Genomic DNA, 18,295 nt, shown 5'->3' with positions numbered 1-18,295 from the left:
ATAACACCCTAAATGTGATGCGCTCGCATTAGGCTTAATAGATGGAGGATCGTTATGCGTATCTTAATCAGCTTGGTACTTATGTTATGCCTTGTCGCGTGCGCGGATAATCAGTCAAAACCAATTCCCGCGAAAGACACGCTTGCCCGAATCGGAAATCCCTATACAGACACATTTGTGCTGCATACAACCCCTAGCGTGCGTTTGCAGCCTGACCCTACTGGGCCAAAGATATTCCGAGGCACCACCAAAGAGAACGACTATAACAGTATGTTGCAGCAAGGTTACGATATGGTCGGCTATTCTAGCTTTGAGGCTGGTAATGTAGCGCCTGAGCTGGCGGCAGAACAGGCGAAGTTGATCAAAGCAGATATGGTGCTTGTTTATACCAATGTGAGTGATCCCAATGTATCAAAAGTGAAGGTCGATAAAACGAATGCGCGTGCGTTAAGCCCTACTGGGGCCGGTGATGCCCGACTTACTGCTGATGGCAAGGTGATAGATCAGGATACGCATCATTATGCTTATTTTGCATCCTATTGGATAAAGTTAGCACCACCACTCATCGGTGTACATGTGAATGGCCCAATAGCGGGTAGTGAGAAAGCCGGATTGCCTATTCTTGCCGTTATCCAGCATTCACCTGCCGATAAAGCCGGGCTTGCCAATGGTGATATCCTCACCAAGATTGGTGATGTGGTGCTTGATGCGCCTGAAAAGCTAACCAGCGCAGCACAGCTGTATGCTGGTAAGACGGTTGCCTTGAGTTTTAGTCGTGCTGGGGTTTCTCGAGATACTTCTATCACATTGAATCAGTAGTGAGTAAAACGCGATATTTCTGGCGTTCTATATAGCGCTTAATGGCTAACGATTGGCATTTACCGGCCAACCGTGATTAAATCGGTAATCGATTAAAACCAATAAGAGCATGATGGAAAAAGTATTACGGGATTACGCATTGCTTCAAAATAATCCGGCCAGATTGCTGGCGGATCTGGTAAGTCATATTCGTCCGCCCAAGGTGAGCCAAGATGAATATGCCATCCACGCTATTCAGGCACTTTGCCATGTGCTGCATGGAAATCCGGAGTATGTGGTTACCTTGCGTCAGGCGATTCTCAAACTGCTCGGTGATCATAAGCCAGTGTCTCTATTTGTTGATTCTGGCATTCAGCCTGGGAGTGGTTTTTTCACTGAGATGTCCCGGCGTATCGGGCATAAATTATTGCCAGATGCGGTCAATCCTGCTTATTTAAAAGATTTATTCTCGCTGATATTTCCTAAGGCAAGTGATGAGCAGTGGGTGCTTGCTGTGCCCGATGATGTCTGGTGGCAGTTGATCGATGCCTTGCGGTTTGAAGATTCAGATCAAGCATTGGTCGCGGCTTCTCAGCGCGGCTTGCTGGATGCGGTGCAAGTGCTTTCATATCGGCTCTCAGCATCCGGCCTTGAGCCTGAGCTGATTCGTAATCATCCTGAGTTGGAGAACCACGCTTCCCCATTTATCACGCAAAATATTGAGCTTGGTGTCTTCCTTAACTCGCCTGCGGATATCGTGCCAGATGCCAAACATATTTTAGTGATGCTGGATCAATGCCGTCAGGTCATTACCAAGATACGCCGCAATAGTTCGCAGACTGGTACCAGCATTCACCTCACATTCCTGTTGCAACGCATGACGCAGCAGATACAACGTCTTGAGAACCTGTTGAGCATCATTGTGAGCTTTCGTGTGGAAGAGCACGCAACTGATTCCATCATCCGCTTATTCAAGACGCTGGTTTCTGCCGAAAGCCATAAGAATGATGTCAGCCAGCATTGGCGTTCCAATATGGAGTTATTGGCATTACGCGTGACCGAAAATGCCAGCCGCACCGGCGAACATTACATCACCGAAACCCGTAGCGAATACTTTACCTTGATGCGGTCAGCGATGGGTGCCGGGCTGATTATCGCCGTGATGGCGATGATCAAGATTATTGCCGCCAAACATCATTTCGCGCCACTTACTGAAGGCATATTATTCAGCCTCAATTATGGTCTGGGATTTGTGCTTATCCACATTCTGCATTTTACTGTTGCCACTAAACAGCCTGCGATGACCGCTGCCGCAATCGCAGCAAGTATTGATGCGAGTGATGGCAAGACGAAGGAGATGGATAACCTGATCGCGATCATTGCACAGACGGTGCGAAGCCAGATCATTGCGATCATCGGTAACGTCAGTCTGGCTGTGCCAACTGCGATGCTAATTGGCTGGCTAATCTATACGGCGACTGGCGAGCATTTTGTTTCGGTAGATAAAGCACATCACCTGTTAGCTGATATCCACCCCTATCAAAGTGCGGCGCTCATCTATGCTGGTGTTGCTGGCGTATGTTTGTTCTTATCTGGATTGATTGCGGGCTATCACGATAATCTTGCGGTCTATAACAAGATTCCTGCCCGATTACGAGCGCTTGGCTGGCTTAAGAAACTACTGGGTGCGCCGCGTCTGGATCGTGTGGCGCGATATATAGAGAACAACTTGGGCGCGTTGGCGGGTAATTTCTATTTCGGCTGCCTGTTAGGTGGTATGTCCGCATTGGGCGTATTGCTGGGTTTGCCAATTGATATTCGCCACATCGCGTTCTCTTCAGCATTTGTCGGTTTTTCATTCGTCGGGCTGGATTTTGACATCACATGGCAACTAGGCTTCATGGCCGGATTAAGCGTCTTATTGATCGGGTTCGTGAACCTGACGGTCAGCTTTGGCCTCGCGCTGTATGTTGCGATGAAATCAAGAAAAGTCGGGTTAGTGCAATGGCGCAGGCTGCTGGTGAGCTTGGTGAAAAGGCTATACAAAGAGCCTGCTAGATTCTTTCTACCACCAAAAGCGAGTGTTGCCCCTGCTGAGGAAACCGATGCAGGTCATCATTAGCCTCTCGAATTTATCAAGAGGCTAGTGTTGATCTAGTCAGTTGCATCTTCAGTCGTTGATTCGGCTTCAACGATCTCGCGTAATAGCTTGAATAGTTCGCGACTGCTTTTGGGTGGTTTGCTTGCAGCTTCTTCGCGCCTTGCGTTGCGTATCAGAGCACGCACTTGCTGGCTGTCTGTATGCGGGTATGCCTGCATGAACTCGGCGATAGCGCCTTCATCATTGATCAGGCGGGTACGCCAGCGTTCCAGTTGATGGAAGTGGGCATTCTCAGCAGTGTGTTTGCCTTCCCAACGTTGTAGTTGGTCGACGATGGGCGCCGTATCGATATCACGCATCAATCGGCCTATGTATTGCATTTGGCGACGCGTGGCCCCATTTGCAGTAATACGTTTGGCTTCATTGACTGCATCAAGCAGGCTTTCTGGCAGAGCAAGCTTTGTCAGCTTATCTTTAGGCAAGCCGACCAGCGTAACGCCAATATCTTGCAACGCATCCATTTCCGCCTTGCGCTTGGTTTTGCTGATGGGCTCCAGATCGTCTGAAATGCCGTCTTTGGTTGTCTCATTAGGTTTCATGCTGAGGTATGATAACAGTTTTTGCCAAAAGTACCTTAACAAGCACCCTTAAAAGGACTAAGTCATTGAGTGATTCAGATTCAAATTTTAGCTACTCCCTAGATGAATTAAAAGACATCAGTACCAAAGTGCTGGCGCTTGCCAAAGCCGCTGGTGCCAGTGCCGCCGAAGCCGATGTTAGTTTAGGTGTGGGGCAGAATGTATCGGTGCGTTTAGGTGAAACCGAAACCATTGAATACAACCGTGATAAGGGCATGTCGGTCACGGTTTATTTCGGCCAGCAAAGGGGTAATGCCAGCACCTCGGATTTATCTCCGCAAGCTTTATACGATACCGTTGCCGCTGCTTGTAATATCGCAAAGTACACAGCAAAAGATACCTTCTGTGGCTTGGCTGACAGTGCGTTGATGGCAAAGGACTTCCCTGATCTTGATCTTGATCATCCGTGGAATCTATCGGTTGACCAAGCCATTGAGCTAGCAAAAGAATGTGAAGCCGCTGCGCGTGCAGTAGATACACGTATCAATAATTCTGAAGGGGCATCCGTATCGACATCGCAAGGTATCTTCGCCTATGCGAATAGTCACGGTTTTGTTGGAGGCTACCCAAGTACGCGTCACGGCATCAGTTGTTCGGTGATCGCGGAAGAAGGCGAATCCATGCAGCGCGATTATTGGTATAGCAGTGCGCGATCATCTCAAGACTTGGATAGTCCCGTGATGATCGGCCATAAAGCAGGTGAGCGCACGGTTAGGCGTCTTGGTTCTCGCCCGATCAAGACTGCACAAGTGCCTGTATTATTCGAAGCGCCACTAGCCTCAGGGTTGATCTCTAACCTGATATCTGCGATTTCCGGGGGCAGCTTATACCGTAAGTCTTCATTCCTGCTTGATAGCTTAGGCAAGCAAGTCATGTCGTCAAATATCAGCATCTATGAAGAGCCGCATTTGAAGCGCGGATTGGCCAGCAGCATATTTGATAACGAGGGTGTGGCAACGCATGCACGTGATTTGGTCAAAGATGGTGTATTACAAGGCTATATGCTTTCAAGCTACTCGGCGCGCAAACTGGGCATGACGACAACGGGTAATGCTGGCGGTAATCATAATCTCATCATAAGCCATGGCAGTGAAGATTTTAACGGCCTGCTTAAAATGATGGGGACTGGTTTGCTCGTTACAGAGTTGTTAGGGCATGGGTTAAACATGGTCACTGGTGATTATTCACGCGGTGCAGCAGGATTCTGGGTTGAAAATGGGGTGATTGCTTACCCTGTTGAAGAAATCACGATCGCTGGCAATCTAAAAGACATGCTTAAACAGATTGTTGCGGTAGGTAGCGATGTCTTGGTACAAGGCTCCAAACAGACTGGCTCCATCTTGATCGAACGCATGACGGTGGCAGCCGGTTAGTTACTGATCATATCGCTGTGTTTTATGCAGTTAGAAAATAAAAAAGCCTCGAATATCGAGGCTTTTTTATTTAAGGCTTTTTTTCCTGACTAACTTGCTTGTTATTTAGTCAACGGAGGAGGGCTATTTGCAGGCACGTCATCTTCGTAATCATCTTTTGTCACTACGCCATCCGCTACCAAATTGGCGCGGCGTTGCAAGTAAGCATCGCGCATGAATACATATGGATCTAATGCGGCTTCATCAAGCAAATCACTTGCTGGAAGATACTGAGCGCGCTTATCAATCAGGAACAGCAGTCTTGATGAGTTACGAACCCTTGGGTTGTCTACATAACTGATCGGGTCAAATGCCATCGTGTCGACGACCAAGCCACTTGTGTCACGCACAGTACTTGGGCCAAGAATCGGTAGAACCAGATAGGCGCCATTACCAACACCCCAGTAGCCTAGTGTTTGGCCGAAGTCTTCAGGATGTCTCTCGATACCATCTTTAGAAGCAAGGTCGAATAAACCAGCGATACCGAATGTACTATTGATCACAAAACGGCCAGCTTCACTGGTCGCGTTATTAATTTTGCCTTGCAACAAGTTGTTGATGGCAGAGACGAATGTATTCAAGTTGCTGAAGAAGTTGCCAACACCTGTTCGAATCGGGCTAGGTAATACAGCCTTGTACGCGCCTGCAACTGGTTTGATCACTGCTTTATCAGCAGTGTCGTTGAATTTGTACACCCCGCGGTTAAAGCCTTCAAGTGGGTCTTTGTTATTCTGCGTAGCGCAACCAGTAATAGAAAGCGCTAAGAATATCGTGGCAATTAAGCCTAATGTCTTGTTATACATGAATGATCCAAATTTTTTATTGCTATTTAGTTTTTAGCTTAAACTGCAAGCCAGTAAGCCGAACTTTAACTGAGCGACTTGGTATTGTCTATGACCCATTTCACTAATTCTGACATATTAAAGACATGTTGTAAAAAGGAAACAAGTAAAGAGCGGGTGTTTTTGCATCATCAGCTACGTATTATATTTTAATCGTTATTTATTAGGCAGGGGCACTATGCAAGCCCAGACATTCTCGACATTTTTGGCTAAAACGCAGCGGTATTTTTCGTCCGCCGATCATGATGGATTACCGCGTGTGCTTAATGATGTAGCGAGTGCATGCATCAAGATATCCTCCATCGTCAGGCTAGGTGCACTAGCAGGCACTTCCGGTAGTTTAGCATCGACGAATACCCACGGTGAAACACAGCAGGTGCTTGATCTGGAAAGTAACAGGATATTTCTGGAAGCGGGGCAAATCAGCGGGCTTATTGCAGGCATGGCTTCAGAAGAGATGGAGCAGCCTTTTATCGAAAACCACCAACAAAAAGGCCGTTATTTGCTGGTCTTTGATCCTTTGGATGGCTCATCGAATATCAGCCTGAACCTGAGTGTTGGTAGCATTTTCTCTATCTTACGCTGCCCTGATGGTGTTGAGGTGCCGGCACTTCAGGACTTCTTACAGCCAGGTAGCCAGCAGGTAGCCGCAGGCTATGCTTTGTATGGAACATCGACAATGTTGGTCATCACTACAGGGCAGGGCGTAAATGGCTTTACGCTGGATGATGCGTTGGGCGAATTTGTGCTGACCCATCCCGATATGGCTATTCCTCATGAGGCAAAAGAGTTTGCTATCAATATGTCGAACCAGCGTTTTTGGGAGTTGCCAGTGCAACGATATATTGCTGAGTGCCTGGCTGGTGTTGAAGGTGTGCGCGGCAAAGATTTTAATATGCGGTGGGTGGCTTCAATGGTGGCAGAAGTGCATCGAATATTGGTACGTGGTGGGATATTCATGTATCCGGTAGATGAAAAAACACGTGAGCGCGGCGGCAGGCTGCGTTTGTTATATGAAGCTAACCCAATGGCTTTTATTATAGAGCAGGCGGGTGGGCTGGCCTCCACGGGTTATGAGCCGATGATGGGTGTCCAGCCGCTATCGCTGCATCAGCGAGTGGGGGTCATATTAGGTTCAAAAGTTGAGGTCGAGCGCGTGGTGGCATATCACCACCAACAACAGGACTAATTAAGTCTACTGATTCGCTGACTTGTAGAGGGCGAGGGTTCTTTCTCTTTGTGTCGCGTGGTCTACCACTGGCTGGGGATAGTCGGTGCCGATGTTGATACCAATTGATTGCTGGCGTAATGCAGGTATCAGCCAAGGCGCATGGATTTCTTTGTCATCGCAAGATGCAAGTTCAGGTACATATTTCCGTATGAATTTTCCATGCACATCGAATTTCTCAGATTGCGTGATCGGGTTGAAAATCCTGAACCAAGGTTGGGCATCGCAGCCTGTCGAGGCTGCCCATTGCCAGCCGCCATTATTGGCAGAGAAATCGAAGTCGATGAGTTGCTTTTCAAAATAGGCTTCTCCCCAGCGCCAATCAATTAAAAGATCCTTGACCAGAAAACTTGCGACCACCATGCGTAAGCGGTTGTGCATATAGCCAGTCTGGTTCAATTGTCGCATACCGGCATCAATCAACGGATAGCCAGTTTGGCCTTCGCACCATGCTTTGAATAAGGCTTCATTGTTAGGGAATGGTAAGGCATCAAATTCCGGTTTGAAAGATTTGCCATGGGCGATATGTGGGTGATGGTGCAGTATCTGAAAATAAAAATCCCGCCAGATCAATTCATTCAACCAGGTTTCTGCGCCATAGCCATTTGTTTGCCATGTGACTCGGGCTAAATGCCGGATTGAGACGGTGCCAAATCTTAGATGTACAGAGAGATAAGAAGGACCTTTGATCGCAGGAAAGTCGCGTGTATCTTTATATTTTGCCACCCGATCTTTAAAATCATCGAACAGTGCCAAGCCGCCAGCCATGCCTGTCGGTAGTTTGAGTGTTTTTAGATTCGTACGCTGAAAGCCAAAAGTATTGAGATCGGGCAATGCTGTAGATTTTGTTTTGGCTAGATTTTCGATGTATCTATCAACTGGGTAGGCTGTAAGATAGAAATCATTGAGTTTTTTAAGGTGTGCGTTCTTATAGGGTGTGTAGACACTATAAGGTTTTCCGGTTTGCGTGAGCACTTCATCCTGCTCGAAGATCACTTGGTCTTTGAATTGCTGAAATTCGATATTCTCTTTGACCAATGCTGTCGCTACATCAGCATCTCGCGCAATCGTCTGTGGTTCATAGTCTCTGTTGGTGAAAACGGTGGACGCGCCCAGAGATTTTGCCAGTGCAGGTATCTTTTCCCGCGCTTTGCCGTGTAACACAATGAGATCACCACCTTGCTTGATTAACGCCTCTTTGAGTTCACGTACGCTTTCCCAGATGAATTCGACACGGCGGTCTGCCTTGTCTGTAAGTAAATCGAGAATTTCAGTGTCGAATACAAAGGCGCAGTGGACTGCTGTCGAACTCTTAAGTGCATGGTAGAGCGCTGCATGGTCATAGTCGCGTAAGTCTCGACGAAACCATACTAATGATGTCTGCGTATCTGGTCGCATGAGTCGATTTACTCGCGATGATAAGGATGGTTCTTGATGACAGACCAAGCACGGTAGAGTTGTTCGGTGAGCATCACGCGTACCATGCCATGAGGCATAGTTAGGGCTGAAAGGCTCCACATCCAATGTGCACGGGCTTTTATATCGGGATGCAATCCATCAGCGCCGCCGATAACAAGTGAGACATCGCGCCCCTCACGTTGCCATGATTGCATACGGTCAGCCAGTTGGATGGTCGTTACGGTGGCGCCATGTTCATCTAAGGCAATTAGGTAGTCTTTGCCTGCGGTTTCAAGAATTCTCTTACTTTCAGCTTCTTGTACCTGCTGTGCGTTTTTACCTGCGGCACGTTTATCCGGTTTGATCTCGACGATCTCGATGACCATTTCGCGCGGCATGCGCTTGATGTATTCGCTGCAAGCGCTTTCGACCCAGTTTGGCATTTTGTGGCCAACACTGAGTATACGGAGCTTCATTTTTTCTTGAAGGGGTGTTTAGGCTGTGGCAGCGCCTGGGGTCTTGCGGCGAGCGTCTGCTGCGCCCCAAAGCTGTTCGAGGTTGTAATAGGCGCGTGTCGTTGGCAACATCACATGCACAACGATATCACCCAAGTCTACCAATACCCATTCGCCTTCTTTTTCACCTTCGGTGCCACGCAGTGGGACGCCTTTTTCCTTGAGCTTTTCACGTACGTTATCGGCGACTGCTTTAGCCTGACGGCTTGAGTTGGCGCTGGCGACGATCATGTAACTGGTCATGGAGGTCATCTTGCGTACATCCATGACGGTAATGTCAAAGGCTTTAATATCTTCCAGCGCGTCAATGACGGCCAGTTTAATTTCTTCAAGTTCTAGCATTGAGTTCTCTATAGATGCCTGATTCTAAGGCGATATATGGGGCAGCTGAATTCGTAAAGACATTCAATTATGCAGCTTGTACCGGAATCTCTTGGCGTTGGGCTTTGATACGGTTCTCTGTATCGACATATACTAATTGCGGTTTGAACTTCTCTAGTTCTATTTCAGTGTAGTTGGCGTAACTTGCAATAATCAGCAGATCATTAGGGCTGGCCTTGCGGGCGGCCGCACCATTAACCGATATCGTGCCCGAGTTGCGTTGGGCACGGATCGCATAGGTGGTAAAACGCTCACCATTGCTGACGTTGTAGATGTCAATCTGTTGATATTCACGGATATCAGCAGCCTCAAGCAATGCATCATCAATCGCACAGGATCCCTCATAGTCCAGCTCCGAGTGCGTTACGCGCACGCGATGCAATTTGGATTTGAGCATGGTTCTTTGCATGATTGCTTGTACGCCTTAGTTCAGTAAAGAGCTAATTATAAAGTAAACCTGCATTTGTATAAAACTTCTTGGGCTTATCAATGTTTGGTTACGGCCAGCTTTTCTGCAACGGTACTATCCAGCTCGGCCATAAAGCCTTCTACAGATGCAGTGTATGGACTGTCCAAGCCTAATTGTTCGTTGATTTCACTGTGTCTTAGGTCTTGTTCCAAAACTGCGGCTTTTATGCCCAATACTTTTTCTTTTGCGACATAGGCATAGGCCTGAATGCACGGTTTATCTCTTCTTTTTGTAGAACACACGGCCAAGAGTGGTAGTGATTGTTTTGTCACTTGGTCGATGGGCGATGTGCTTTTCCAATAAGCCATGTCCTTACCGAATGCCTCGTCGTAAAAACCAAGATGGCGTTTATTCATAACCAACGGCACATCAAGAGCTGCACTATCAAGCGAGATAGTGCCAAGCCAGGGTTTTGCACCAAAACTTGAAGCGAGCGACGGTTGCGACGATATCAGGCTTACAAGGTGAGCCCCTGCGGAATGCCCCATCAATATAAGCTTGCTGGCATCACCACCCCAATCCACGGCTTTTTTCTGTACGGTGGCTAATGCCAGAGCGATATCTTGCGCTTGTTGTAGTGCCATCGATTCAGGCAGCATGGGGTAATTCACTGAGATGAAGATAAACCCTTTATTTACCCAGCGAGCGACTTTGTTTTTCACGACTCGGCTATTGTTTTTGTCACCATGTTTCCAGCCGCCTCCATGCACCATCAGTATGATAGGTGCATTTGTAGCGTTTACGGGAACATACACATCCATGCTTTGTAGCTTGGCATTGCCATAACTGACATCTTTTAATAGTTTGATGCCTTCTGGCAGGTCTTTTGCACTAAGTGGCGTGGAGACTTCACTACCATCACCTTCGAGTAAATCCAATAAAGGGCCCGCCTGAACTGGCTGAAACCCCAGAAGTAACAGGGATGTAAGAATCATCAGTGCGTACCGCATGACATTGCTCCGATTTAGAAGTTGAATTCGATATTATCGATCAGGCGTGTGTTGCCTTGCCTTGCCGCGCCAAGTACGACAAGTTCGCGATCTTCAGGTGCTGCATGTTGCAAACTGTTGGCTGAGCGGATGGAGATGTAGTCGACTATCCAGCCTAATTGTGTCAGATATTGGGTGGTTTGCGATTCGATCGCAGGGTAATCGCGTTGCCCTTTTTGTACAGATTGCACGATCTGCTGCAAGGTACGGTGAAGGCGCTTTGCCTCAATGCGCTGCGCCGGGTTCAGGTAGCCGTTGCGTGAGCTCATGGCTAGGCCATCTTCTTCACGCACGGTTTCGCCCGCGATAATCTTGATCGGGAGATTGAATTGCCTCAGCAGCTCACGAATGATGAATAGCTGCTGAAAATCTTTTTTGCCAAATATCGCGATATGAGGGCGCACGATGTTAAATAGCTTCATTACCACGGTTGCTACGCCATCGAAATGACTAGGGCGTACTTCACCGCATAACTCATCGGCAATCGGCGGTGGCGAGATCAGCATCGTTTGTGGCGAGGGATACATCTCGGCAACGGAGGGCGCAAAAACAATATCGGCACCAGCGGCTTCTAGCTTTTTACAGTCGGCATCCAGCGTGCGTGGATATGTGGACAAATCTTCGTTCACGCCAAATTGCAATGGATTGACGAAAATGCTCACGACTGCACATTGGCTTTGCTGTTTTGCTAAATTCACCAGATGGATATGGCCTGCGTGCAGATTACCCATCGTGGGCACGAACCCGATATTGGGTTCTTGTGCTAGCCGTGCACGTAATTCGGCAATGGTATGGATTATTTGCATTAGAAACTATGCTCTGTTGTAGGGAAGCTCCCCGTTTTTACCGCTTCAACATAGTGTTTTACGGCTTCTTGTATACTGCTGGCACCCTGCATAAAGTTGCGGACGAAACGAGGGGATTTGCCGGGGTAGATGCCCAGCATATCTTGCAGCACCAATACCTGACCTGAACAATCAGCACCCGCGCCTATGCCAATGATAGGGATGTCGAGTGATTCGGTTACTTGCTTTGCAAGGTTTGCAGGTACCATCTCGATGACCAGCATGCCAGCACCAGCGCTCTCCAGTGCCTGTGCGTCAGCTACCAATTGTTGTGCCGAGACATCATCTTTACCTTGCACACGATAGCCGCCAAGTTGATGAACAGATTGTGGGGTAAGTCCCAAATGACCGCATACCGGGATGCCACGATCAACGAGGAATTTGACGGTATCCGCCATGACTGCGCCGCCTTCCAATTTGACCATGTGCGCGCCAGCGGCCATTAAACGGCTGGCATTGCGTAAGGCCTGTGGCGGGGTTTGCTGGTAGCTGCCAAAAGGCATGTCAGCAACGATGTAAGCCTGTTTTGTGCCTTTTGCGACGGACTTTGTGTGATACACCATCTGCGACATCGTGACCGATAGCGTGCTGTCGTTGCCTTGTAATACCATCCCAAGGGAATCGCCCACTAGTAAGACATCCACGCCTGCGTTATCGCATAAAGTGGCAAAGCTTGCGTCATATGCAGTAAGTACAGCGATCTTTTCGCCTTTGACGGCCATTTGCTGAAGACTAACGAGATTCATGGTTTATTCGAAATTAGGGTTAAAAAACTCGCGGCGTCCGCGAATCTGCATGATGCGTTCAATGAGTAGTTTGAGTGATTCTTCATCGCTGGTGATATTGAGCTTTTCGTTGTTCACAATCAATACCGGCGCACCATCATATTGGTGGAAAAACTCACTATAGGCATCCGCCAATCTTGCCAGATACTCTCTGGGAATCTCTTGTTCATAGCGGATGTTGCGTTGGTTCACGCGCTCGACAAGCGCATCTACAGGCGTTTGCAGGTAAATGACAAGGTCTGGTTTTGGAACCTGTACCTGTAGATGTTTGTACATTTGTCGATAAAGGGAGAACTCCTCATCATCTAGGTTCAGTTGAGCAAATAACGGATCTTTTTCAAGGAAAAAATCCGCAATGATGTGGTGGTGGAACATATCGCGCTGTGTCAGCTCACGAATCTGTTCTGCACGCTGGAACAAAAAGAATATCTGCGTAGGTAACGCGTAGCGTGGCGCATCCTGATAAAAACGCGGCAAGAATGGATTAGCTTCGGCATTTTCAAGTAACACGTTAGCCGAGTACATATCGGCCAACTGACGGACTAGCGTTGTTTTTCCGCTGCCGATCGGGCCTTCAACGACAATGTAGGGGAATTTGTCAAAAATACTCATGCTACTGACGGTTCCAGTTCTCTATCTGTTCCAAGTTCTCTAGATTCTTTCCACACCTTGATTGGCATAATCTTGGGCAAGCTTGGTTATTTTACCATGTTGGCCGATGACCAAGTCAGGTGCTATCTCGGCAAGCGGTATCATGACAAATCCGCGTTCGTGCATACGCGGGTGAGGCAGGGTCAATGTTTCACTGTTTAGCACGATGTCTTCATAGGTCAGCAGATCTAGATCCAATACCCTTGGCGCGTTGGGAAAAGGCCGCTCACGGCCATAAGTCGTTTCCAGCGCAAGTAAAGCATGTAACAAATCCAAGGGTGGTAATGATGTCTCGATCTCGGCGACCGCATTAATGAAATCAGGCTGATTATCGTAGCCTATGGGTGCCGTACGATAGAGTGATGATGCTTTGATTAACTTGGTGCCAGTGATGCTATCTAATTCCGCGAGGGCATTGGAGACTTGTTCTTCAGGTGATTTCAGGTTGCTGCCCAACGCGATGTAGGCACGACTCATGCCTGCTCCGTTGCCTTACTGCTGGCGGATCTTTTGCGGGTGCGGCGGCGACGTTTTTTCGGCGCAGTATCGGGTAGCAACATCGTTTGTCGCTTGTCAGCATCTACATTGGCAAAATCGGTCCACCATTTACCAAGCTCATTCGGTATCTCGCCAGACTCACAGCGCAGCAATAAAAAATCATAAGCTGCACGATAGCGGGGATGCTCCAGCAAAGCGTAAGGGCGGCGGCCCGCGCGCTGTTCAAAACGCGGTTGCAAGCCCCAAATCTCTTTCATCGTGATGCTATAACGTTTATGAATCGCTAGTTTCTCCGCTTGTATGTCGCACACATCGTTCATGGCGATATGTAAGGCCGGGATAGGGTTTTCGCCTTGATCTTGGATTTTTTGCCATGCAACAAGTACTTCATGCCACAGCAAAGTAGCAAATAGAAAGCTAGGTGATACGGGTTTATCTGCCAGCACGCGATCATCTGTGTTTTTTAATGCCAGCTTGACGAATCGTTCACCCATAGGTTGCTCGAGTACGACATCCAGCATTGGCAGCAAGCCATGATGCAGTTTATGTTTGCGTAGTGAGTTCACACTCTCAATGGCATGGCCAGAGAGAAATAGTTTCAGCATCTCATCGAATAGGCGCGAAGCCGGTACATCGTGAAGCGCTTCAGCAAGTTTTGGTATCGGAGCCTCTGTCGATTTATCGATCGTCAATCCTAGTTTCGCTGAAAGCCTGATCGCCCGTAGCATGCGGACGGGGTCTTCTTTATAACGTGTAAGCGGGTCGCCGATCATGCGTAAGATGCCAGCCTGTATGTCGGCGACACCATCATGAAAATCAAGGATTTCTTCTGTAGAAGGGTCGTAATACAGCGCATTCGCAGTGAAATCGCGTCTTACAGCGTCCTCCTCCTGATTGCCGAATACATTGTCACGCAGGATACGCCCGCTCTCTGCCGTCTTGGCATCGATGTCGTCCCCAATATGGCTGCCACGAAAGGTAGAGACCTCTACTGTCTCATCGCCAAACATCACATGTACCAGCCTGAATCTGCGACCGATGATGCGTGAGCGCCTGAATACCCGGTTTACTTGTTCCGGGGTGGCATTGGTGGCGATATCAAAATCTTTGGGGCGCTTCTTTAATAAGAGATCACGTACTGCACCGCCGACCACAAATGCCTCGAAGCCCGCTTTTTGTAAACCTTCGGTAGTTTTAAGAGCCCCTGTACTCAGCAGTTTTCGGTCGATACGATGAATCTTGCTATGAATGCGTTTTGCATTCGTATAAGAGGGCTTGGCTTTTTTGCCAGAATTGGGTGTTGATTTTGAAGAGGTCTTAAAAACGCGCTGTAGCAGTTTTTTAATCATTGATAAGTGTTGCCTGAGAGTGGTCCAACAGAAACAGTTTGATGGAATTATAGCCTAATGCGCTCAGTGCTGTAGAGTTAGTAGCGTTTAGTCATCGCTTGTAGGGGAAAGACGAACGAGATGGTTATTACAATAATCCCGCCATCTGAGGGATGGCGGGTAGATGGGTATAGCCTTACAGGATAGATAAATTAGGTGTTAGCAACCATTTATTTATGTCTCTGAATTCTCCGCCTGCTCATCAAAAGGGTACTCAGCCTCAAGCCACATGACATTGATAATACCAAAAGCGAGTGCCAAGCCGACACCTAGAATCCATGTGAAATACCACATTGTGTTCTCCTAATATGAAGTATGCGTGTTATCTTGAATCTGCTGGATCGTGACCTTGCCGCGCATCACACGATAAACCCAAGAGGTATAAACGGTAATCAGCGGCAGGAATATCAATGTCACGATAAACATAATGCCTAAGGTTTTATAGCTTGATACGGCATCCCATAAAGTCAGGCTGCTTGTCATATCAGTACTTGATGGCATGATGAATGGAAACATGGAGAATCCTGCCGTTAATATGATGCCAGCGATAGCGATGCTACTAAACAGGAATGCCGTGCGTTCATATTTTTGTTTACCCGCCCATAATGCAATCGCGATCCCTGCAAAACCGCTCACAGGCGCCAACATCATCCATGGGTATGTATGGTAATTGGATAGCCAGCCGCCGATGGATTTCTCGACCGTCTTTGTTAAAGGGTTCACTGCACTGTTGACATCGGGGATGCTCGTGATGCGATAGCCCTCAATGCCGAATGCGATCCAGATACCTGCGATGGCAAACAATACAGCGCAGATAATACCGGCGGCCACCGCTGCTTTAGTTGCACGCGTCTGTACTTCACCATCGGTACGTAGTTGGAGATAGATCGCACCGTGCATCATTAGCATGCTCAAACTGGTCAGCCCGCAAAGTAAGGCGAATGGATTCAACAATGCCCAGAAGCTGCCTGTATAAAAAGAGCGTAATGTATCGTCATAGTGAAAAGGTAGGCCAAGCAGCAGGTTGCCAAAAGCTACACCGAAGACGGTTGCAGGAATGGCACCGCCGACGAATAAGCCCCAATCCCACATATTGCGCCAGCGAGGGTCTTCGAGCTTACTGCGGTAATCAAAACCGACAGGGCGGAAGAACAGGGCAAATAATACTAATAGCAACGCGATATATAGCCCTGAGAATGCTGCTGCATAAACGAATGGCCATGCAGCAAAGATGGCACCGCCAGCCGTGATGAACCATGTCTGATTGCCTTCCCAAACCGGGCCGACCGAGTTGATGATGACGCGACGCTCATCGTCGGTTTTGCCCAGAAAAGGTAGCCATGTAGTAACGCCCATATCAAAGCCATCCATGACGGCAAAGCCGATCAGCAATACGCCGATGAATAACCACCAGATGAGCTTGAGTGTTTCATAATCAATAAATGTCATGATGGATCTCTTTTAGTGACTCGTTAATCCCGCAGGAGCGCCTGCTCTCTCGAAGTAATAGCGGCCGGTATGCAGGCTGGAAGGGCCAAGTCGTGCGTAACGGAACATCAGGAACATCTCGACAATCAGCAGCAATGTGTAAAAACCAATGAAACCGGCGATACTGAAGTAGAGCTCCCCGGCACCAAGAGACGATGTCGAAAGATGCGTTGGCAATATGCCAGAGATCGTCCATGGCTGACGCCCCATCTCGGCCACTATCCAGCCTGCTTCAGCCGCGATCCATGGCACTGGTATCGCGAATAACGCCAGCCGAAGCAGCCATGTTTGTTTCGAGATCGTGCGTTTTGCCGTGAAGTAGAACGAGGCTGCGAAGATAAACAACATCAACACACCCATCGCGACCATCACGCGGAAAGACCAGAACAGCACAAACACATTAGGGATCGTATCTTTGGCGGCATGCTTGATATCTTCCTCAGTTGCATCGGTGACATTCGGCGTGTATTTCTTCAGTAGTAAGCCAAAGCCTAGGTCGTCTTTGGATTTTTTAAATGCAGCGATGGCTTCGTCACTTTTATCACCGCTTTTTATTCTTTGCAAATCAGCATAAGCCGTCATGCCGTTACGGATGCGCTGCTCATTCTCATTCTTGATGTCGATCAGCCCCATCACCTCTTCAGTGGTCGAGCGCGTTGCGATGATGCCCATGACATAAGGGATCTTGACCGCATAATCCGTGCGTTCGGCATCACGGTTTGGCAGGCCCATGACTGTGAACGATGCCGGTGCTGGTTCGGTATGCCACTCCGCCTCTACAGCGGCTAGTTTTACTTTCTGCACTTCGCCAGTGGTATAACCTGATTCATCCCCTAATACGATGACGGAGATGACAGAAGCCAAACCAAAACCTGAGGCGACGGCAATAGAGCGCAAAGCAAAGCCTGTATCGCGTTTTTTAAGTAGATACCAAGATGAGATGCCAAGTACGAACATGGCCGCTGTTGTGTAGCCTGCGGCTACTGTGTGTACGAATTTGACTTGCGCTACAGGGTTAAGGATCACCTCGGCAAAATTGGTCAGCTCCATGCGCATGGTTTCATAGTTGAACTCAGCACCCACCGGATTTTGCATCCAGCCATTGGCGATCAATATCCATAGCGCCGAAAGATTCGAGCCGATCGCAACTAGGAATGTGACCATCAAGTGTTTTTCTTTTGATAGGCGATTCCAGCCGAAAAAGAATAGCCCGACAAAGGTTGATTCGAGGAAGAACGCCATCATGCCTTCAATCGCGAGCGGTGCACCGAAGATGTCGCCCACATAATGTGAGTAGTAAGCCCAGTTGGTGCCGAATTGAAATTCCATCGTGATGCCAGTGGTCACCCCCATGGCGAAGTTGATGCCGAATAGCTTGCCCCAGAACTTGGTCATGTCCTTATAAACTTGCTTGCCCGTCATCACGTAGACAGATTCCATGATGACTAATATCCACGTCATGCCAAGCGTTAGCGGCACGAACAGGAAGTGGTAAAGCGCCGTAGCGCCAAATTGTAGTCGGGAAAGGTCAACGACTTCTGCGGATGGAAGCATATGAATGGAGCCTATTCAGATGGATTATTCAAAATGATGCGGGTAACCGCTTCTTGGCGATCAGGTTTTTTGACTGGATGGGAAAAACAGAAGTACCAAAGCAACCAGATCAGTATGATCTTGATGATCAGGATAATGGTGATCTCAACAGCAAGCCGCCCCATCTTCCCTGAGTTTTTCAGGAATCTGATGTGGTCTAAGCTTTGCCTAATCAACATTTCGCTATACTAACATAATCCCATAAAAAAAATATGGGTATTATGGAAAAAGCCCAAGACCGTTATTTTATGACGGCTTTGGGCTTTTGATGTAGCT

At 48.1% G+C, this 18,295-nt stretch carries 20 protein-coding genes; 4 read left to right on the top strand and 16 right to left on the bottom strand.

Translation table 11 applies throughout. The features are described 5' to 3' along the window. Positions 1-54: 54 nt before the first annotated feature. Complete coding sequence (locus A7981_RS08210; RefSeq protein WP_067266955.1) at positions 55-819, top strand: PDZ domain-containing protein; 765 nt, start codon at positions 55-57, stop codon at positions 817-819. 109 nt (positions 820-928) lie between these two features. Then, positions 929-2,920, top strand: a complete 1,992-nt coding sequence (locus A7981_RS08205) for a site-specific recombinase (protein WP_067266953.1) — start codon at positions 929-931, stop codon at positions 2,918-2,920. 32 nt (positions 2,921-2,952) lie between these two features. Here A7981_RS08205 and yjgA read toward each other — a convergent pair whose 3' ends face one another. Next, on the bottom strand, positions 2,953-3,498 hold the full coding sequence (gene yjgA / locus A7981_RS08200) for a ribosome biogenesis factor YjgA (protein WP_067266951.1): 546 nt from the start codon (positions 3,496-3,498) through the stop codon (positions 2,953-2,955). Positions 3,499-3,563: 65 nt separating this feature from the next. Between yjgA and pmbA the strand changes: the two genes are divergently transcribed. After that, entirely contained in the window at positions 3,564-4,910 is a 1,347-nt protein-coding gene (gene pmbA, locus A7981_RS08195) for a metalloprotease PmbA (protein ID WP_067266949.1), read from the top strand. A gap of 101 nt (positions 4,911-5,011) precedes the next feature. Here pmbA and A7981_RS08190 read toward each other — a convergent pair whose 3' ends face one another. Next, positions 5,012-5,752, bottom strand: coding sequence for a VacJ family lipoprotein (locus A7981_RS08190; RefSeq protein ID WP_067266947.1), 741 nt, complete (start codon positions 5,750-5,752; stop codon positions 5,012-5,014). Positions 5,753-5,969: 217 nt separating this feature from the next. Between A7981_RS08190 and A7981_RS08185 the strand changes: the two genes are divergently transcribed. Beyond that, positions 5,970-6,980, top strand: a complete 1,011-nt coding sequence (locus tag A7981_RS08185) for a class 1 fructose-bisphosphatase (protein WP_067266944.1) — start codon at positions 5,970-5,972, stop codon at positions 6,978-6,980. Between the two features lie 6 nt (positions 6,981-6,986). Here A7981_RS08185 and A7981_RS08180 read toward each other — a convergent pair whose 3' ends face one another. From A7981_RS08180 to cydP, 14 genes are all read right to left on the bottom strand, one after another. Next, entirely contained in the window at positions 6,987-8,417 is a 1,431-nt protein-coding gene (locus A7981_RS08180; RefSeq protein ID WP_067266942.1) for a deoxyribodipyrimidine photo-lyase, read from the bottom strand. 8 nt (positions 8,418-8,425) lie between these two features. Then, positions 8,426-8,893, bottom strand: a complete 468-nt coding sequence (gene rlmH, locus A7981_RS08175) for a 23S rRNA (pseudouridine(1915)-N(3))-methyltransferase RlmH (protein ID WP_067266939.1) — start codon at positions 8,891-8,893, stop codon at positions 8,426-8,428. Positions 8,894-8,911: 18 nt separating this feature from the next. Beyond that, a complete protein-coding gene (rsfS, locus tag A7981_RS08170) occupies positions 8,912-9,274 on the bottom strand; it encodes a ribosome silencing factor (RefSeq protein WP_067266936.1) in 363 nt (120 codons plus the stop codon). Between the two features lie 67 nt (positions 9,275-9,341). Beyond that, on the bottom strand, positions 9,342-9,722 hold the full coding sequence (panD, locus tag A7981_RS08165) for an aspartate 1-decarboxylase (RefSeq protein ID WP_067266934.1): 381 nt from the start codon (positions 9,720-9,722) through the stop codon (positions 9,342-9,344). A 77-nt stretch (positions 9,723-9,799) separates the two neighbouring features. Further along, on the bottom strand, positions 9,800-10,732 hold the full coding sequence (locus A7981_RS08160; protein WP_067266932.1) for an alpha/beta hydrolase: 933 nt from the start codon (positions 10,730-10,732) through the stop codon (positions 9,800-9,802). Positions 10,733-10,746: 14 nt separating this feature from the next. After that, positions 10,747-11,577, bottom strand: a complete 831-nt coding sequence (gene panC, locus A7981_RS08155; RefSeq protein ID WP_067266930.1) for a pantoate--beta-alanine ligase — start codon at positions 11,575-11,577, stop codon at positions 10,747-10,749. Beyond that, a complete protein-coding gene (panB, locus tag A7981_RS08150) occupies positions 11,577-12,362 on the bottom strand; it encodes a 3-methyl-2-oxobutanoate hydroxymethyltransferase (RefSeq protein WP_067266928.1) in 786 nt (261 codons plus the stop codon). Before panB ends, panC begins: the two co-directional genes overlap by 1 nt. Before the next feature lie 3 nt (positions 12,363-12,365). After that, entirely contained in the window at positions 12,366-13,013 is a 648-nt protein-coding gene (locus tag A7981_RS08145) for a deoxynucleoside kinase (protein ID WP_067266926.1), read from the bottom strand. Between the two features lie 39 nt (positions 13,014-13,052). Next, positions 13,053-13,529 (bottom strand): 2-amino-4-hydroxy-6-hydroxymethyldihydropteridine diphosphokinase, encoded by a 477-nt coding sequence (gene folK, locus A7981_RS08140; protein WP_067266923.1) that lies wholly within the window; start codon positions 13,527-13,529, stop codon positions 13,053-13,055. Continuing rightward, positions 13,526-14,899, bottom strand: coding sequence for a polynucleotide adenylyltransferase PcnB (gene pcnB / locus A7981_RS08135; protein WP_067266921.1), 1,374 nt, complete (start codon positions 14,897-14,899; stop codon positions 13,526-13,528). The genes folK and pcnB overlap by 4 nt, the downstream gene beginning before the upstream one ends. 213 nt (positions 14,900-15,112) lie before the next feature. After that, the gene (gene cydX, locus A7981_RS08130) at positions 15,113-15,232 is read right to left on the bottom strand and encodes a cytochrome bd-I oxidase subunit CydX (protein ID WP_067266919.1); all 120 of its coding nucleotides are present in this window, start codon (positions 15,230-15,232) and stop codon (positions 15,113-15,115) included. Positions 15,233-15,241: 9 nt separating this feature from the next. After that, positions 15,242-16,387: a cytochrome d ubiquinol oxidase subunit II gene (gene cydB, locus A7981_RS08125; protein ID WP_067266917.1), complete on the bottom strand. Its 1,146-nt coding sequence runs from the start codon at positions 16,385-16,387 to the stop codon at positions 15,242-15,244. Positions 16,388-16,399: 12 nt separating this feature from the next. Then, positions 16,400-17,980 carry a cytochrome ubiquinol oxidase subunit I gene (locus A7981_RS08120; RefSeq protein ID WP_067266916.1) on the bottom strand — a complete coding sequence of 527 codons (1,581 nt, stop codon included), beginning with the start codon at positions 17,978-17,980 and terminating at the stop codon, positions 16,400-16,402. Between the two features lie 11 nt (positions 17,981-17,991). Beyond that, entirely contained in the window at positions 17,992-18,198 is a 207-nt protein-coding gene (cydP, locus tag A7981_RS08115; RefSeq protein ID WP_067266915.1) for a cytochrome oxidase putative small subunit CydP, read from the bottom strand. Positions 18,199-18,295: the final 97 nt, after the last annotated feature.

This window comes from Methylovorus sp. MM2, from assembly GCF_001648895.1.
Lineage (GTDB): Bacteria > Pseudomonadota > Gammaproteobacteria > Burkholderiales > Methylophilaceae > MM1.
Note: the sequence above shows the minus strand (reverse complement) of the source record. Positions and strands in the feature narration are given on the sequence as shown.

Bases quoted from the DNA above. Each gene is read 5' to 3' on its own strand.
- cydX (WP_067266919.1), bottom strand. From the start codon at position 15,232: ATGTGGTATTTCACATGGATTCTAGGTGTCGGCTTGGCACTCGCTTTT.
- pcnB (WP_067266921.1), bottom strand. From the start codon at position 14,899: ATGATTAAAAAACTGCTACAGCGCGTTTTTAAGACCTCTTCAAAATCA.
- A7981_RS08180 (WP_067266942.1), bottom strand. From the start codon at position 8,417: ATGCGACCAGATACGCAGACATCATTAGTATGGTTTCGTCGAGACTTA.
- yjgA (WP_067266951.1), bottom strand. From the start codon at position 3,498: ATGAAACCTAATGAGACAACCAAAGACGGCATTTCAGACGATCTGGAG.
- A7981_RS08210 (WP_067266955.1), top strand. From the start codon at position 55: ATGCGTATCTTAATCAGCTTGGTACTTATGTTATGCCTTGTCGCGTGC.
- cydP (WP_067266915.1), bottom strand. From the start codon at position 18,198: ATGTTGATTAGGCAAAGCTTAGACCACATCAGATTCCTGAAAAACTCA.
- panC (WP_067266930.1), bottom strand. From the start codon at position 11,577: ATGCAAATAATCCATACCATTGCCGAATTACGTGCACGGCTAGCACAA.
- rlmH (WP_067266939.1), bottom strand. From the start codon at position 8,893: ATGAAGCTCCGTATACTCAGTGTTGGCCACAAAATGCCAAACTGGGTC.
- panD (WP_067266934.1), bottom strand. From the start codon at position 9,722: ATGCAAAGAACCATGCTCAAATCCAAATTGCATCGCGTGCGCGTAACG.
- rsfS (WP_067266936.1), bottom strand. From the start codon at position 9,274: ATGCTAGAACTTGAAGAAATTAAACTGGCCGTCATTGACGCGCTGGAA.
- A7981_RS08205 (WP_067266953.1), top strand. From the start codon at position 929: ATGATGGAAAAAGTATTACGGGATTACGCATTGCTTCAAAATAATCCG.
- A7981_RS08185 (WP_067266944.1), top strand. From the start codon at position 5,970: ATGCAAGCCCAGACATTCTCGACATTTTTGGCTAAAACGCAGCGGTAT.
- A7981_RS08145 (WP_067266926.1), bottom strand. From the start codon at position 13,013: ATGAGTATTTTTGACAAATTCCCCTACATTGTCGTTGAAGGCCCGATC.
- A7981_RS08190 (WP_067266947.1), bottom strand. From the start codon at position 5,752: ATGTATAACAAGACATTAGGCTTAATTGCCACGATATTCTTAGCGCTT.
- A7981_RS08120 (WP_067266916.1), bottom strand. From the start codon at position 17,980: ATGCTTCCATCCGCAGAAGTCGTTGACCTTTCCCGACTACAATTTGGC.
- A7981_RS08160 (WP_067266932.1), bottom strand. From the start codon at position 10,732: ATGCGGTACGCACTGATGATTCTTACATCCCTGTTACTTCTGGGGTTT.
- folK (WP_067266923.1), bottom strand. From the start codon at position 13,529: ATGAGTCGTGCCTACATCGCGTTGGGCAGCAACCTGAAATCACCTGAA.
- panB (WP_067266928.1), bottom strand. From the start codon at position 12,362: ATGAATCTCGTTAGTCTTCAGCAAATGGCCGTCAAAGGCGAAAAGATC.
- cydB (WP_067266917.1), bottom strand. From the start codon at position 16,387: ATGACATTTATTGATTATGAAACACTCAAGCTCATCTGGTGGTTATTC.